Source organism: Shewanella sp. ALD9, from assembly GCF_002836315.1.
Taxonomy (GTDB): domain Bacteria; phylum Pseudomonadota; class Gammaproteobacteria; order Enterobacterales; family Shewanellaceae; genus Shewanella.
In genome coordinates, this window is record NZ_PJCD01000041.1 from 257,356 (window position 1) to 275,275 (window position 17,920).

The following is a 17,920-nucleotide window of genomic DNA, read 5'->3' on the forward strand; positions in this document are numbered from 1 at the left end:
TGATTTATCTTAATGAAGGAAACTAAAGAACGGATTGTTAAGACGCTAATAATTTACCTATATAGGTTGTGTTTGGTGGATTAACAAATTAGATAATAGCTATTTATCAATTTGTTAATAACTAAAGATGATGGGATTTATGTCAAAGGTGAGTTACATCTGATAGGTTGAGTTGTTGCTACCATTTAACTTACTGGTGCTAGCTATAGTGTAAAAATGTCACTAATCATAAAATTAGTGACATTTACAAACATAATAAATTTATAATTTACCAAAAGCTTAATTAATAGCTTATTGGTTAACGTTATCTTTGGAACTGATACACGCTGCCTAACTTTAATATTTGTGTGAGTTCATCTAACGCGGTGCGTGATTCAATAATTAATTGTGGATCTGCTAGATCGCTTACCGTGAGTTGGTCACGATAATGTCTATCAACCCAGGTATTTAAGCGCGTAAATAAACCGTCATTCATTAATGTGTTTTGATTAACTGCAGCGACTTCTTGTTCGTTCATCGCGACTCGTAAACGTAAACAGGCTGGACCACCACCGTTTTGCATACTTTGCTTAACATCATAATAGCGCACTTGTTTGATCGGCGTGCCTAAGGTAACAAGTTCATTTAAGTAAGCAAATACCGCAGGGTTTTCCTGGCAATTTGTTGGCGCAATAATGGCCATTTCACCTGAAGGTAGGGTGATGATTTGGGTATTAAATAAGTAACTACGAACGGCATTATCAATGGATACTTGCTCTGTGGTGACTTTGACAAAATGCATGTCAGAGTTCATTTTACGGCGAATTTCATCGAACTTTGCTTCGGTATTTAAAAACGCTTGTTCGTGGTAGAACAACACATTTTTGTTACCCACTGAAATGACGTCATTGTGGAATACACCTTGATCAATCACATCTGGATTTTGCTGCATAAACACGCAGCTTTCATCTTCAAGTTGGTGCAACCGCGCTACTGCTTGAGATGCTTCCAAAGTTTGGCGAGCTGGATATTTTGTTGGTTTAGGGGCGTTAGGGTTAGTTGCTGTTTGACCATAGACAAATAATTCAACGCCAGCATGACCATATTCAGAACATAGGCGAGTATGATTGGCTGCTCCTTCATCACCAAAGCTTGCGTGTTCTGGCAAATGTTGATGATGCTTAAAATAGCGGTCGTTATTAAATGTCGCCTGCAAAATATTGCCGGTAGTGACAGGTTCAATACTGCGGTGTAATTTATCAACTAAATTAGCTGGGGTGAAGTGAACTTTACCGTCACAGGTGTCTGCACTGGGTGACACTGTAGCCGCGTTAGCTGTCCACATACTTGATGCACTGCAACAAGCATTAAGTAGCGCAGGAGCCTGCTGAGCAGCTTTTTGTAAAACCTCAGCGTCAGACCCAGAAAAACCAATTCGACGCAATGTGTATAGGTCTGGGCGCTCCTGTGGGGCTAATACCCCTTGCACCATCCCCAAATCTGCTAATGACTTGGCTTTTTGCAAACCTTGTTTAGCTGCCGCTTTAGGATTTGATGTCTGGGCCGCATTACTAAATGAGGCCACATTACCAAATGATAATCCGGCATAGTTATGGGTTGGTCCAACCAAGCCATCAAAGTTCGCTTCAAAATGCTTCATTCGTGATCCTTGAGAATTTTAGTGAATAATTATTATTGTAGTTACACTCATTTGTGTTACTTATAAAAAAGGAACGTGATTGTTCATGTCAGTTAACGCTAATTTAACCCCAGTATACTGAAGCTATAAGGGTTAACAAGGTGTGGTTAATTTGTACAAATGTGTATAAATGACTAAAAATGCACTGAAGGTGCTCGCAAGTATCATTAAGTGAAAAATTACGTTTAAAAAACGCATATTATTTTTTACATTTTTTATTTTTGATTCAATTCTGATTAAAAAATGACTTACTAGCCATGTAAAAGAGGGATTAACTTGAAACTATTGTCTCAACCCTCTATATATGGAATCAATTTTCTTTTTTTCGAGACTTTTTGGCGCAAATAAAACTATGGGTAAATCGCTAGTTATTGTCGAATCGCCGGCCAAAGCCAAGACAATTAATAAATATCTTGGTAAAGACTTCATTGTGAAGTCGAGTGTAGGTCATATTCGTGACTTACCAACTTCGTCTACTTCTGACGGTACAACTGTGACTAAAACCGCAGCAGAAGTTAAGAAATTATCTCCTGAAGAAAAAGCTAAATACAAGCTGATCAGAGACAAACAAGCGCTTGTGGCGCGAATGGGTGTTAACCCAGATAAAGACTGGGCGGCTAAGTATCAAATTCTGCCTGGTAAAGAAAAAGTTGTTAAAGAATTAAAAGCGTTAGCAGAAACTGCTGACCAAATATATCTCGCAACGGATTTGGACCGTGAAGGGGAAGCCATTGCCTGGCATTTACAGGAAATTATTGGTGGTGATCCTTCACGGTATCAGCGAGTTGTGTTCAACGAAATTACTAAAACAGCGATTCAAGATGCGTTTAGTAAACCGTCGGTACTTGATACCAATATGGTTAATGCCCAGCAAGCTCGTCGCTTTTTAGACCGTGTTGTTGGCTTTATGGTATCACCATTATTATGGAAAAAAGTCGCTCGTGGTTTATCTGCTGGGCGTGTTCAGTCGGTAGCAGTGCGCTTAGTTGTAGAGCGTGAAAGTGAAATTAAAGCGTTTGTTCCAGAAGAGTTTTGGGATATCCATGCTGAGTTAAATACACCTACCGCCGCTAGCTTGAAAATGCAGGTGATGAAGTATCAATCTGCTGCATTTGAACCGATTAATGAAGCGCAAGCTAAAGTTGCTGTCGATGCATTACGTGATGCAGCATATGTTGTTACTGCACGTGAAGATAAAGCAACCTCAAGCAAACCTTCGGCACCTTATATTACGTCGACATTGCAGCAAGCTGCCAGTACTCGTCTTAGTTTTGGTGTTAAGAAAACCATGATGATGGCGCAGCGTTTGTACGAAGCTGGCCACATTACGTATATGCGTACCGATTCAACCAATTTGAGTAAAGAAGCGGTTGAAAACTTACGTGAAATGATTGGTGCCGAGTTCGGTGACAAGTATTTACCGGCAGAACCTATTCGTTATGGTAGCAAAGAGGGCGCTCAAGAGGCGCATGAAGCTATTAGACCGTCGAACGTGGCTGTGCAGGCCGCTTCGTTAACCGATATGGAAAGAGACGCTCAGCGCTTGTATGAGCTTATCTGGCGTCAATTTGTGTCATGTCAAATGACACCTGCTCAATATGATGCAACACGTTTAACGGTAACCGCGGGTGATTACGAATTAAAAGCCAGTGGCCGTACCTTACGTTTTGATGGTTGGACTCGTGTTCAGCCACAAGTGAGTAAGAAAAACGAAGAAGATAAGACGCTACCAGTCGTTGCAAAAGGTGACAAGTTAGTGCTTGAAACCTTATCTCCTAAGCAACACTTTACCAAGCCTGCGCCGCGTTACAGTGAAGCGTCTTTGGTTAAAGAGCTTGAGAAGCGTGGTATTGGTCGTCCTTCAACGTATGCGACGATTATTTCAACCATTCAGGATCGTGGTTACGTTAAAGTTGATAACCGCCGTTTCTTTGCTGAAAAAATGGGTGAGATTGTCAGCGAACGCTTAGTCGGCAGTTTTAAAGAATTAATGAGCTACGACTTTACCGCCAGCATGGAGCAAACATTAGATGATGTTGCTCAAGGTAAGCTGGACTGGAAAAAAGTATTAGACGGTTTTTATGGCGACTTTACCAAGCAGTTATTGTTGGCCGAGTTAGATCCTGATGAAGGTGGTATGCGCCCTAATGAGATGGTATTAACAGACGACATTAAGTGTCCAACCTGTGGCCGTCCAATGGGTATTCGTACTGGTTCAACAGGGGTGTTCTTAGGTTGTTCTGGTTATGCGTTACCACCTAAAGAACGTTGTAAGACCACGCTTAACTTAACCCCAGGTGAAGAAGCGGTAAGCGACAATGAAGATGGCGAAACGGAAGCGTTACGTGCTAAACATCGTTGTGGTAAGTGTGGTACCGCGATGGACAGTTATCTCATTGACGAAACACGTAAATTACATGTTTGTGGTAATAACCCGTCATGTGATGGTTACGAAGTTGAAGCCGGACAATTTAAGATTAAAGGCTATGAAGGTCCAATTATTGAGTGCGATCGTTGCGGCAATAATATGGAACTTAAAAACGGTCGATTTGGTAAGTATTTTGGTTGCACCAATAGTGAGTGTAAAAACACCCGTAAGTTGCTGAGAAGCGGTGAAGCGGCGCCACCAAAAGAAGATCCTATTTTCTTACCTGAATTAAAATGTACTAAATCGGATGCTCACTTTGTGCTTCGTGATGGTGCTGCGGGCATATTTTTAGCCGCCAGTACTTTCCCTAAATCGCGTGAAACACGTGCGCCGTTAGTGGAAGAGTTAGTGCAGTATCGCGATTTGTTATGGCCTAAATATGCGTATCTTGCCGATGCGCCAGTCGAAGATGATGAAGGCAATAAAGCCTCGGTTAAATTTAGTCGTAAAACCAAAGAGCAGTATGTTGCTACTGAAGTTGACGGCAAAGCTACCGGTTGGTCTTCTAAGTTTATCGGCGGTAAATGGGTTAGTGAATCAACTAAGAAAAAAGCTAAGAAATAATTTTTAGTATTGATTGATACATAACGCTCTTTATAAACGCTACCCAATTGGGTAGCGTTTTTGTTTGTGCCATAAATGACTTAATTATTTTTTGTATCATGAACCGCATAGGGACATGCTTTTGCAAACAGGCAAACAGGCAAACAGGCAAAAAAACAAAAAATCTAAGACATCAGACACTAAAAAAGCACCGATAAATATCAGTGCTTTTTTAGTGGTCATTTATTGTAAATTCACAACGATATTACACTGAAGTGCCTGACGTTATTTTTTCTCACTATTCTGTGCAGCTTGAATCGCCGTTAACGCAATGGTGTAGACAATATCATCGACTAATGCGCCGCGTGATAAATCGTTAACCGGTTTACGCATACCTTGAAGCATTGGCCCGATGCTGATTAAATCAGCACTACGCTGTACCGCCTTGTATGTGGTGTTACCCGTGTTTAAATCTGGGAACACAAATACGGTTGCTTTACCTGCGACAGGGCTGTCAGGTGCTTTAGAGAGCGCTACGTTAGGCATGACTGCTGCATCGTATTGCAATGGACCATCGATAATCAAGTCCGGACGTTTTTCTTTAGCGATTCGTGTGGCTTCGCGTACTTTATCCACATCTGAACCGGTGCCAGAAGTCCCCGTTGAGTAACTGATCATCGCAACGCGAGGCTCAATACCAAAGGCTTTAGCTGATTCAGCTGACTGAATCGCAATATCGGCTAGCTGTTCAGGACTTGGATCTGGGTTAATCGCGCAATCACCATACACTAATACTTGATCTGGCATCAGCATGAAGAAAATCGATGACACTAAGCTAGAACCCGGTGCCGTTTTGATCAACTGCAATGGTGGGCGAATAGTGTGTGCCGTAGTATGAATAGCACCAGACACAATTCCATCAACTTCATCTTGTGCCAGCATCATGGTACCAAGCACCATGTTATCTTCCAGTTGTTCACGGGCAACAACTTCTGTTAATCCTTTGCTGCGACGTAATTCGAGCATAGGCTCAACGTACTTTTCACGCACAGTTTCTGGCTCAATGATTTCGATGCCTTCACCTAAAATAACATCTTGTTGCGATGCAACGCGTAAGATCTCTTCGCGGTTACCGATTAACACGCAACGAGCAATACCCCGTTCTGCACAGATTGATGCAGCCTTAACGGTTCTAGGCTCTTCACCTTCAGGAAGCACGATAGTTTTACGGGCTGCACGGGCTAGTTCAGTTAACTTGTAACGGAATGCCGGAGGAGATAGACGGTGTTCACGTGGAGAATCCTGGGTAACACTTTCAATCCAGGTTTGGTCGATATGGCTGGCCACGTATTCTTGCACTTTTTCAACGCGCACCGCATCATCCACAGGCACTTCATGATCAAAACGTTGAATATTGAGCGAGGTCTGCCATGTATTGGAATCAATTAAAAATACTGGCAAGCCGGTTTCAAAAGCTTGTTCACATAACTTCATGATTTCTGGTTCTGGCGGGTAGCCCCCAGTAAGCAACAACGCGCCAATTTTAACGCCGTTCATGGCTGCTAAACATGCAGATACGATCACGTCGGAGCGATCGCCAGAAGTCACTAACAATGAATTTGTTTTGATGTGAGTAACCATGTTAGGCAGGCTACGGGCACAAAATGTTACACGGCGCATACGACGAGTATGCATTTCACCGGCATTAATGATTTTGGCATTTAAGTGCTTAGCTAAATCAGATGCGCGCGGGGCAATTAGCTCTAAATTGTATGGCACACTGCCTAATATACGCAGCGGACTTTTACCCGGAAGTTGGAACATTCCCGAGCTATCAACCGCGTTCATATTTTTATCATCAAATACTTCAGATAAATCAGGACGAGTGCGACCTTCGTTGTCAACGGGAGCACCAATTTTATTGATGATAGCGCCAATTAAACGTTTGTTTTTCTGTCCACCCCAAGAGTTAAAGGCGATTTCTAATCGATTCATTAATCCATTAGGCGTATCGTTTCCAGGGGTTGCGATGAAAATAACATCGGCGTCTAATGCTTTGGCAATTTCATAGTTAATGTCATCAGCAAATGGATGGCTACGTGTTGGTACTAAGCCTTCAACCACTAGGATTTCAGTATTACTGGCGCATTCTGCTGCGCGGGCAATAATCTGTTCTAGTAGGACATCAGTTTGCTCTGAACGGATTAACGCTTCAGCATGGACCATTGAATAAGGTTCCAACGGATTAACAGTTGGAGACGTGCTTAAAATAGTGGTTGAACGTTCTGGACCAGTATCACCGGATCGAATTTGCGCAATAGGTTTAAAAAATTGCACTTTAACGCCTTTGCGTTCAAGTGCACGAACCATACCTAAGCTTAGTGATGTTAATCCCACTCCAATACCGATTGGAATAAGCATAATATTACGAGACATGACGACCTCTTGTGTGCGTATTGTTCATGTTAATTAACCGAATATAATACCGAATAAGCTGCTTATTTAGCTGTGATCAGCTTAATAGCATCTTCGGCAATAACCCACTCTTCATTTGTTGGTATGACCATAGCAATAGGGCTACCTACTTGGGTAATGATGCCTTGCTGGCCAAAACGAGCCGCTTTATTCAAATTATCATCGACTTTGAAGTTAAATATTGCCAATAAATTAAGGACTTTCTCGCGAATAAGGTCTGAGTTTTCGCCAATACCGCCAGTAAATATAATGGCGTCTAAACGCCCTAATGGCACAGTGTAAGAGGCGATATATTTGGCTAAACGATAGCAGAAGATATCTAAGGCTAGTGTGGCACCTTTGTGACCGTCTTGATAACCTTCTTCAATCCCACGACAATCGTTGGTGAGTTCTGAAATACCCAATAAACCACTTTGCTTATTCAGTAGGTTATTGACTTCATCAAGGGTATAGCCAAGTTGTTTAACTAAATGGAAAATAATTGATGGGTCTAAATCGCCGCAACGTGTACCCATAACTAAACCTTCAAGCGGAGTTAAGCCCATTGACGTGTCGACACTTTTGCCACCTTTAATGGCCGTTACCGATGCACCATTACCTAAATGTGCACAAATAATATTGGTGTCTTTAGTCTCTTTGCCTAATACTTTGGCTGCTTCACGACAAATATAGATGTTGCTAGTACCATGCATGCCATAACGGCGAATACTATGTTCACGATACAATTTGTAGGGTAGGGCATAAATATATGCCTTTTCGGGCATGGTTTGATGAAATGCGGTGTCAAATACTGCAACTTGTGGCAAATCTGGGAATGAAGCGAGCGCGGCACGAATACCAATTAAATGCGCAGGATTATGCAGAGGCGCTAATGACGCACAATCTTCAATACCCTGAATGACATCCGGTGTAACAATAACCGAGCGAGTAAACTTTTCACCACCATGGACGATACGATGACCAACGGCTTTAATTTGTGCCGCAAGTTCTGGATGGTCTGCCAAAATGTTATTAACGATGAATTCTACCGCTTCGCGATGCGCAGTAAAGGCACCTAATTTGGCTTCATTCTTGCTGCCATCAGATTTCCACTTAATGCGTGAATCTTCTAAACCAAAACATTCAGCTAATCCAGAAACTTTATCATCGCCTGATTGAGCATCAATGATGGCAAATTTTAATGATGAGCTACCGCAGTTGAGCACGAGTACTAATTTGTCTGACATGTTAACGCCTTTTAAGTCAATGAAACTAAATAAAATAGTAAAATTCCATTTTGATTAAGGTTTATGATTATTCATTCATAAACGCCACACTTCGGTGTTCTTACCGTGATTTACGACTGAAATTTAAATCAGTATAGGCGTAAATTCTCCAGTGCATTTTGGGCATGACACTGTATTATGTTATCGTTATACTCATGTCCCAAGCTGTAAAGGTAGCCGTATATTGAACATGAATTTGGTTAAATTACTTGGCGATGGTCAACGTTATATGAAGACCTGGCCAATGGTTAGGCAACTTGGGTTTTATTTCCCTGAGTACCGTGTCGTCAAAGCGACTCAATTAGCGATTATTGCAATGCCTGTGTTGGCATTAGTCGTTGCGGCTAGCCAGCTGTATATATTTGGCTGGGATTATTTACCGCAAGCATTAACGATGTTGCTCTTTTTTATCAGCTTGCCACTACAAGGCTTATTATGGTTAGGTTGGCGAGCGAGCCATCCGTTACCGTTATCATTATTTGATTGGGGCAACCAACTCAGCTCAGCATTGACTGAGATGGGTATTTATTGCCAACCTTTAGGCGCAAAAGCCTGCTATTCTGATATGGCCACCATTTTGAAACTGGCTTTTGAACGTTTAGATCAAAGTTACTGGGACGAATTATAATTCATCTTATGTATAAGCCGATGCTAATTTACATCTGTTTATTGTTATTGTGACTAAAATGTAGCGTTAATACCTCGGTCAACAAACACCTGCTGAATTCTCTGCATAATTTCTGTACTTGGCGGTGAAATATCTGCCAAAGTATACGTTTCGCCAAAAGCTTGCCATTTATGTTCCCCTAACGGGTGATAAGGCAATAATTCAACTTTTTCAACATTGCTCATCGGTTTAATGAACTCAGCTAATGCGATGGCTGATTCGACATCTTCAGTAAATCCAGCGACAACCACATAACGGATCCAGGTTTTAATATTTCGTTTGGTAAGATATTGCGCAAACTGTAGTGTTCGATGGTTACTGACTTTAGTCAGTTCGATGTGTTTGGCATCGTCCATTTGTTTGATATCAAGTAACACTAAGTCAGTATTGTCGAGCAACTCATCTATTACGGGTTCGTATTTACGCACAAAGCCGTTGGTGTCTAAGCAAGTGTGTATACCCTGACTTTTGCAGGCTTTAAACAGTTCGCTGACAAATTGAGCTTGTAAAATTGCTTCACCACCACTGGCTGTAATGCCACCACCGCTGGCGTCTAAAAAGGGTTGATATGAAATGACTTGGCTCATTATTTCATCAACAGAAACTTCCTTACCGCCATCTAGATCCCATGTATCACGATTATGACAATATTGGCAGCGCATAAGGCAACCTTGCATAAAAGCGATGTAGCGAATTCCTGGACCGTCAACGGTTCCGAATGATTCCACTGAATGTATGCGACCTAACGTCATTGTTGTTCCTTAAAATGGGTATAAAAAAGGCTGTATCGATAAGATGTTACACATCGATACAGCCAATTTTAGCAGAGACTACATACTTTTAGTAAATGTACGAGTAATCACGTCTTGCTGCTGCTCAGGGGTGAGCGCATTAAAGCGAACGGCATAACCCGATACACGAATAGTTAATTGTGGATATTTATCCGGATTAACAATCGCATCTTCTAACATTTCACGGTTCATCACGTTAACGTTTAAGTGTTGACCACCTTCACGGTTAGGCTTGCTTAGGAAGTAGCCATCCATCAATGACGCTAAGTTAGTACGACGACCCGTATCATCTTTACCTAATGCATTTGGCACGATAGAGAAAGTATAAGAAACACCATCTTGTGCGTGGGCAAAAGGCAGTTTAGCCACTGATGTTAATGAAGCAATTGCACCATTTTCATCACGACCATGCATCGGGTTGGCACCAGGCGCAAACGGAGCGCCTGAACGACGACCGTCAGGAGTGTTACCGGTTTTCTTACCATAAACCACGTTTGAAGTGATGGTTAAGATTGATTGTGTTGGAATGGCATTACGGTACATTTTTTTAGTGCGAATTTTCGCCATAAAACGTTCAACTAAATCGCAAGCAATGTCATCGACACGAGCATCATTGTTACCAAATTTTGGATAGTCACCTTGAATGTCAAAATCAACCGCAATACCATTTTCATCGCGAATAGGCTTAACTTGAGCAAACTTAATCGCTGACAATGAATCGGCAGCAATTGACAAACCTGCAATACCACACGCCATTGTACGGCGCACATCGCGGTCATGTAATGCCATTAACGCAGACTCGTAAGAGTATTTGTCATGCATAAAGTGAATCGCGTTAAGCGCAGACACATACTGCGTTGCAAGCCAGTCCATTAAGCCATCAAGACGTGACATAACATCATCAAACTCAAGTACATCAGCAGTGATTGGGTCCGCTTTTGGTGCAATTTGGGTTTTAAGCTTTTCGTCAACACCACCGTTAATGGCGTATAACATGGTTTTGGCTAAGTTAGCGCGAGCACCGAAGAACTGCATATGCTTACCCAAAATCATTGGGCTAACACAACAAGCAATGGCGTAATCGTCTGACTCAAAGTCTGGGCGCATTAAGTCATCGTTTTCGTATTGAATTGAGCTAGTGTCAATTGATACTTTGGCACAGTAACTTTTAAAACCTTGTGGCAATCTTGTGGACCATAACACGGTAATGTTTGGCTCTGGGCTTGGGCCCATGTTGTACAAGGTATGCAAGAAACGGAAGCTTGATTTAGTCACCAATGTGCGACCATCAAGACCCATACCTGCGATAGATTCAGTTGCCCAGATTGGATCGCCTGAGAATAGTTCATCGTATTCAGGTGTACGCAGGAAACGCACCATACGCAGTTTCATCACGAAATGGTCAACCATTTCTTGTGCTTGCTGCTCAGTAAGAACACCATTTTTAATGTCACGTTCAATATAAGCATCAATGAACGTTGAGGTACGACCCAGTGACATTGCCGCGCCATTTTGGCTTTTTACTGCAGCAAGGTAACCAAAGTAAGTCCATTGAATGGCTTCTTTAGCATTTTTGGCGGGTACAGAAATATCACAACCGTATTTAGCTGCCATCACTTTCATTTGGCCTAAAGCACGATGTTGCTCAGAAATCTCTTCACGTAATTGGATCACACTTGATAAGTCTTCACCAGCTTCAAACTGCGCTTGCAGTGAGCTGAATTGGGCAAACTTATCTTTCATTAGGTAATCGATACCGTACAAAGCAATACGGCGGTAGTCACCAATAATACGACCACGACCATAGGCATCAGGTAAACCTGTTAATATACCTGATTTACGGCAAGCCATAATTTCTGGGGTATAAACATCAAACACGCCTTGGTTATGGGTTTTGCGTAACTCAGAGTAAACGTAATTCACATCGCTGTTAAGTTCACGGCCATAAGCTTTACATGAACCTTCAACCATACGAATACCACCGTTGGGCAGCATGGCACGTTTTAATGGCGCTTCAGTTTGTAAACCAACGATAGTTTCAAGGTCTTTATTGATATAGCCAGCATCATGAGAGGTAATGGTTGAAACCATTTCAGTGTCGAAATCGACTGGAGCATGAGTTTGGTTCTCTTGCTTGATGCCTTCCATTACTTTGTCCCACAAAGTTAATGTTGCATCTGTTGCACCTGCTAAGAATGATTCATCACCCTCATATGGTGTGTAATTTTGTTGGATAAAGTCACGTACGTTAACTTCAGTTTTCCAATCGCCAGCTACGAAACCTTCCCACGCGTTGGCAAATAGTTCGGTTTTATCTGTCATTTACTTAACCCTCTGGTTGATTTTCTACGGATGTCATCACAATTAACACAAAGTGTTGGTATCCGTTGAGTGTTTACATTCTGTCGTCTAGGTAGATTCGCTAGACTGAGCCGTTTACATCTTCTGCGACATTGATGGCAGAAATGTTCCGCCTGGCTTGTGTAATGACGCTAATCGATATTGTTTCTGTTAATGAACTAATTGGTAAGACCAATTATCCATGGGTTAATAATAGCACAGCATAATGACGATATCGGCAGCTTTCGCTAACGGATTATCAAAAGTGTTAACTGGCTAACATATCTGTTTATAACTTGGAGTAGCCCGCGGCAATTTTTGGCAAATAAAAAGCGAAACCATTGCCGATCTCGCTTTTATATTGATGGTATTACCGAACATGACTAGATTATAGCAACGCTGGAATCCCTTCGATCATGCCTACTGCTAACATCGCCGCCAAACAAATCACAAAGGCTAGGCTTGGGATAACGATACGGTCTGCAAATGACAAGGTTTTAGGACGCTCTTTATCACCAATTAAGCCATTATTATCAAGTAACATGGTTAACGCCCAAGCTAATACTGGGTTGGCAACAAATGCAGCGAAAATACAGATACCTGCGGCTTGGCTACTCGTCGTGTCTTTAACCATCTGTAAACCTGCCTCTAATAACGGCAGGAATACGCCAACTAAAAGCGCAATCGACATAACAGGGCGCCACACCGTGATATCCATAGGATAACCAATGATAGCCACAATAATACACAAGCTACCGAGTAGGATAGCGCCAGCTGGAATAGGGCGTTTGGCAATAGCCGCTGGGATCATGTAAGTTCCCCACGATGAGGTAATATTACCGCCACCGACGGCAGTACCGACGATCTGTCTTACTGAGCAAGTTGTCATCGTGTCATCAACATCCATCAGTACTTTTTCAGCGCCTTTTGGATAATTTAATTCTTGGAAAATACGATGACCAAGAAAGTCTGGTGACCACATGGCAACAGCCAGAATTGCGAACGGTAATGATGCAATAAAATGAGCAGCATTTGGTAAGCCTAACTGCCAACCATGTTCAGTTGAACCCCACCAATAAACCGGATTGAGATTTGGGATACCTGGAGCGGTAGTAAATTGTAAATCTAAGCCTGCGCCTAGGCCAAATGCCAGAGCAACTGCTGCAATAGAACACAATGGAATCGCTAACCAGCGTTTACCGTATTTGGCTAATGCTGCATAAATAATGACATTGATTAACAAGATGGTAAATGCAACATAACCGAGTGAATAGTCAAGACTGTGCTTGGCTTGCAGTCCTCCTGCCCAGTCAAATAACGAACCTATCTGACTTTTAGCTCCCATAAATCCTAAGAACACCAATAAACCGCCGGCCACACCGCTACTGGTGAGGTTAACCAGTTTCGAGCCCCCTTTGAAATAACTTAAAATCAAGCCAAATATACCAATGAGGATTGCTAACGCTAATGGATGAGCACCAGCGAGCGCGATGGTACCAATTAACGGGATCATTGGTCCATGGTTGCCGCCAAGGTTTGCTCTTGGATTAATAAAACCAGAGCTAATAATACAGAAGAGTAAAGCTGGGATGAGCATTTCTACACGGACAATCTGGATAGCAAATTCTGCCCCAAGATTGACGTGATCCCATTTTTCACTTAAACCTGCAGCCCAAGCTGCCATTACTGCAGAATACATAACAGTAATACCAATGGTTCCTGCAATGGCTGGGACTAAGTCTTCCCATTCAAAACGAAAATCACGTCCAGGAAGGTTGAGTCCCCAACGTTTGGGCTTCATTATCTTGAGTTCATTTTCTAGATAGGCATCGCGAGTGTCAAACTCGCTAGCAGGACGGTGAAGCTCGCTGTAGCTTGCTTCTTGAGCTTGTGTATCTGAATTACTGACTGTGTCTGACATAATTTCTCATTCTCCGAAAAGAACAGGTTAATCCATCAAATGATGAAGTTTGAGTGTGTTCCTTTGAAGTGATGGCTATGTCCGTAAGAGCAGCTTGCCGGTGAGCCGCAATGGCTCTTATCACTTTGCTCAGCTGCGATGCCTTTATTAGGGAAGCATTACAGTGATGTCCTTATTACGATCTTTTTTGGTAAGACCAATTTACCTTGTTGATTTTAGCATAGCGTTAAGATTGCATCACTTGGTATCAAGAAAGTTGATGTTTTGTTTACTAGAAGTGAGAGCTGGATAACAAGTTAACAGCAAAATTAGATCAGTAAATTTGCCTAATAACTCACCTCGTAAGCAATACTCATTTCAGAATATTGTGTAACATCAATATAATTGATACTGGGTATAATTATTATTCAATTATATTTAAGACTTGTCGACGGGATTATTAAGAATAATAGAGAAATGACCTCTGCAGTAGCTACCATGGTGGTTACAAAATAAATTGGTCGAGTGCTGGCTGAAGTTTTAGTTATTATGGCAGTCGTTAATGTATAAATGCTTATTATGGGTGAAGGAAAGTAAGATTGGCTTTGGTGGTTGATAATGTCAGTACTTGAGAAGCATGAAATTGATAAACATGAATGGATAAAAAAAACGGCATCCGAAGATGCCGTTGTATCAATAAACCTATCGCTTATAACGAATAGTTTAGAACTTATAAGAGGCTGTAGTATGGAAGAAGCGACCTACGTTGTCATAAGCTGAGCTTGTAGTATCAGTACCTGTATAACCGTATGGTAGTTCACGGTTAAACACGTTATCGATACCAAACTTCAAACGAATACCTGAATCGAAGTTGTATGCAACTGCCATGTCGTTGATAAAGTAATCGTCAAATTCCATGTTGCTATTAGGATTCGCGTTTAAGGCTAATTCCTTATCAGTATAAAGGCTTACACCCTCAACATAGCGCGTTCTCCAGCTAACATCCCAGCTATCGATAGAGTAACTTAGGCTCCAGTTTGCTTGCCATTCAGCATAGCCTGCCGTGCCTGCAAGTTCTTCAAACGTATCTGGTTCATCCTGGAATGAAAAGTCTTTACGTTTTAATAGACGAGTCGCAATAAGGTTAGTGCGTACATCACCACTAAAGGCTTCAAAGTTATAACCAATATCAAAGTCGATACCAGCAGCTTCAAGAGATGCAATGTTTAACGAGAACTGTCTAATTTGAGTAATTTCGTGGCTAGTTGAATCACGAGTAATCAAACTACAGTATTCGTTATTCACACCAGATGGAGAATCAACACAACGGTCGATAATATCTTGAGCACCAACAGCACTGATTGCATTTTCGATCTCGATATTCCAATAATCGGTAGTGATCGATAATCCATCAATAAAATCAGGTTGATAAACAATTCCTAACGTGAAACTTTTCGATTCTTCTGCTTTTAGCTCGCGATTACCACCACTTAATCCTTCAAGTGTTTTATCGTCGTAGTCAGCGTCAAAACCAGCAGGGATCCCTAACGCCGCACAGTTAGCCTGACGTTGAGTTGGATCAGCTAGATCATTTAAGTTTTTAGCACGACAAGAGTCATCTACAGAGAAGAATGTTTGGCTTGCAGCACCATAAAGCTCACTGATGTTAGGTGCACGAATAGCTTCTGAGTATGTAGTACGAACGCGGATCTGATCATCAACTTCCCAGCTTAAGCCCGTTTTCCATGTTGTTGCATTACCAATGGTGCTGTAATCAGCAAAACGTATTGCAAGATCTAAGTCTAGCTGACGTACCATTGGTAAATCGGCTAGCAAAGGAAGCGTGATTTCAGCAAAAATTTCGCTTACATCAAAATCGCCTTTATCTTCGCCCAATGCATTGAAGAAAGTACCTGCTGCATTTGAAGGTTCAAATATCTCACTTTCTTCTTTACGGTATTCAACACCAGTAGAGAAGCCTGCATAACCGGCAGGTAATTCAAATAAACTAGAGTTAGTTAGTGAGCCACCTAATACGGTTTGCTTAATAATCGATGTACCAGTTGAAGCGGTATTAATATAGTTAATAGCATCTTGACTTGGCGCGCCAAAACCAAAAATGTTGACTGGCACACAGCCTGCATCTCTAGCTGACTGATCACGACATACTGCAATCCCGTTTTCTAATACAGAATCAAGGGCGTTGGTGTAATTGTCATAGATTAAGTTATTTTTATTAACGCGCTCTAAATCAGTTTGACCATAAATAGCATAGGCATCGTAATCCCAATCTTGGAATACTATACCTTCAAGACCGATAACATAACGTTGAGTTTCGCGAGTATCATCTTCAATACGCGCACCCAAGTCCGTCATAAAACGACGAATATTAAGTGTATCTAATGGCGCTGAATTACCGTCGCTATCTTTGTTTGCTTTCATTAAAGCAACCAGCTCAGGATTGATAAAAGCATTATCAATTTTGATATCGTTGACCGGGTTACCAAAGAAAAATGCCGGTTGGCCTTCATCTGTTGATTGGCTGTTAACGTATTTAGCTTCAAAATAAACGTTATGATTATCGTTAAGCTGGTAGTTTGCTTTAAAGTTAATATTGTAACGTTCGAATTCTGGTTGTAATTCGACAAACTGGTTTAAGTTAGTGACATCACAATTTGCACAACGAATACCATCAACATTTTGACCGCTATAAACATCGCTTAATGAGCCATCAGGATTAAAGCTTTTCCAACCATCTAAATTGAAGGTACCGGCATTACTAATCGTGTAGTGACCGGCGTTAGGAGTCCATATTTTGTCTGGATCTGATGGGTCATTGTTATCTTCAGTGCGGTTTTTATTTGCTAGGCTCGAAAAAGCAGTTGAAGTCTGATCGCGATCAAATGCTCTTAATTGCTCTTGAGCGCTGTACTCAACCGCAAAGGCAACATTACCATCACCTTGGGCAAAATCAGAACCATAAGATAATGAGAAGCGGTCTTTATTGTGGCCACTATCGTCAGCCCAACCTTTGGTTGCTGATACATCTAAGCCATTAATATCTTTCTTTAAAATGAAGTTTACAACACCGGTTACCGCATCAGCACCGTAAATGGCAGATGCACCGCCGGTAATCACTTCTACTCTATCGATCCATACACTTGGAATGGTATTGACGTCGACTGAAGAAGTACCTGCAGAACTTGATACATGGCGTTTACCGTCCACTAACACGAGTGTTCTGGCGGTACCCATGCTTCTTAAATCGAGCAAGTTAAGACCCGAAGTACCAATAAAGCGGCCTGAGTTGGCAAGTGAGTAGGTGTTACCTAGTGCAGGTAATTGGTTTAGCGCTTCACCAATATTTGTTACACCAGTTGATAATAACTCGTCGCCAGTAATTACTGTAACCGGCGTTGGTGCAACAGCACCTTCACGAATAATACGTGAGCCTGTTACCGATATTCTTTCAACAGTTGATGCTGGATTAGCTTGATCTTCTGCTGCAAAGGTATTGAATGTGGTTGCTGCAGAAACAGCGACACCACTGATTAGCGCAAAGCGAATAGCTTTGGCTAAATGCGAATTAACTTGCATATTTTAACTCCCTAAAATGTTTTTTTATTATGGTGTAATCATTCAGATCATTTTTAATATAAAAATGAAACAAAGTTACACAGCTATCGATATAAGCACACCTAAATAAAAAAACAATATCAGGCCATCTGGTTGGTAATTAGCTGGGTATATACAATTAAGCTCATTTTTATTAACAATTCGACATCATAAACGCTGATAAGTTGTAATAATGTAAGCATCAAGATTACAATGTT

9 protein-coding genes are annotated in these 17,920 nt (G+C 41.5%); 2 read left to right on the plus strand and 7 right to left on the minus strand.

Annotated elements, in window-relative coordinates; genetic code table 11:
- Positions 1–304 precede the first annotated feature (304 nt).
- Positions 305–1,639: an N-succinylarginine dihydrolase gene (gene astB, locus CXF88_RS17805; protein WP_101088034.1), complete on the minus strand. Its 1,335-nt coding sequence runs from the start codon at positions 1,637–1,639 to the stop codon at positions 305–307.
- 391 nt (positions 1,640–2,030) lie between these two features.
- On the opposite strand from astB, the gene topA reads away from it, so the two are divergent.
- A complete protein-coding gene (topA, locus tag CXF88_RS17810) occupies positions 2,031–4,670 on the plus strand; it encodes a type I DNA topoisomerase (protein WP_101088036.1) in 2,640 nt (879 codons plus the stop codon).
- 264 nt (positions 4,671–4,934) lie between these two features.
- On the opposite strand, the gene pta is transcribed toward topA, so the two are convergent.
- A complete protein-coding gene (pta, locus tag CXF88_RS17815) occupies positions 4,935–7,085 on the minus strand; it encodes a phosphate acetyltransferase (protein WP_101088038.1) in 2,151 nt (716 codons plus the stop codon).
- A 62-nt stretch (positions 7,086–7,147) separates the two neighbouring features.
- Entirely contained in the window at positions 7,148–8,350 is a 1,203-nt protein-coding gene (gene ackA, locus CXF88_RS17820) for an acetate kinase (RefSeq protein ID WP_101088040.1), read from the minus strand.
- Positions 8,351–8,573: 223 nt separating this feature from the next.
- Between ackA and yfbV the strand changes: the two genes are divergently transcribed.
- Positions 8,574–9,017, plus strand: coding sequence for a terminus macrodomain insulation protein YfbV (yfbV, locus tag CXF88_RS17825; RefSeq protein ID WP_101088042.1), 444 nt, complete (start codon positions 8,574–8,576; stop codon positions 9,015–9,017).
- A 53-nt stretch (positions 9,018–9,070) separates the two neighbouring features.
- Here the strand turns inward: yfbV and pflA are convergent, their stop codons facing one another.
- The 4 genes from pflA to CXF88_RS17845 form a co-directional block, all read right to left on the minus strand.
- Positions 9,071–9,808 carry a pyruvate formate lyase 1-activating protein gene (gene pflA, locus CXF88_RS17830; protein WP_101088044.1) on the minus strand — a complete coding sequence of 246 codons (738 nt, stop codon included), beginning with the start codon at positions 9,806–9,808 and terminating at the stop codon, positions 9,071–9,073.
- A 78-nt stretch (positions 9,809–9,886) separates the two neighbouring features.
- Positions 9,887–12,169, minus strand: a complete 2,283-nt coding sequence (gene pflB, locus CXF88_RS17835) for a formate C-acetyltransferase (RefSeq protein WP_101088045.1) — start codon at positions 12,167–12,169, stop codon at positions 9,887–9,889.
- 406 nt (positions 12,170–12,575) lie between these two features.
- A complete protein-coding gene (locus CXF88_RS17840) occupies positions 12,576–14,108 on the minus strand; it encodes a DUF3360 family protein (RefSeq protein WP_101088047.1) in 1,533 nt (510 codons plus the stop codon).
- Between the two features lie 702 nt (positions 14,109–14,810).
- Entirely contained in the window at positions 14,811–17,684 is a 2,874-nt protein-coding gene (locus tag CXF88_RS17845; protein WP_101088049.1) for a TonB-dependent receptor, read from the minus strand.
- Between the last annotated feature and the right edge of the window lie 236 nt (positions 17,685–17,920).

Excerpts from the sequence above, each read along its gene's own strand:
- astB (WP_101088034.1), bottom strand. The coding sequence starts at position 1,639 with ATGAAGCATTTTGAAGCGAACTTTGATGGCTTGGTTGGACCAACCCAT.
- topA (WP_101088036.1), top strand. The coding sequence starts at position 2,031 with ATGGGTAAATCGCTAGTTATTGTCGAATCGCCGGCCAAAGCCAAGACA.
- pta (WP_101088038.1), bottom strand. The coding sequence starts at position 7,085 with ATGTCTCGTAATATTATGCTTATTCCAATCGGTATTGGAGTGGGATTA.
- ackA (WP_101088040.1), bottom strand. The coding sequence starts at position 8,350 with ATGTCAGACAAATTAGTACTCGTGCTCAACTGCGGTAGCTCATCATTA.
- pflA (WP_101088044.1), bottom strand. The coding sequence starts at position 9,808 with ATGACGTTAGGTCGCATACATTCAGTGGAATCATTCGGAACCGTTGAC.
- pflB (WP_101088045.1), bottom strand. The coding sequence starts at position 12,169 with ATGACAGATAAAACCGAACTATTTGCCAACGCGTGGGAAGGTTTCGTA.
- CXF88_RS17840 (WP_101088047.1), bottom strand. The coding sequence starts at position 14,108 with ATGTCAGACACAGTCAGTAATTCAGATACACAAGCTCAAGAAGCAAGC.
- CXF88_RS17845 (WP_101088049.1), bottom strand. The coding sequence starts at position 17,684 with ATGCAAGTTAATTCGCATTTAGCCAAAGCTATTCGCTTTGCGCTAATC.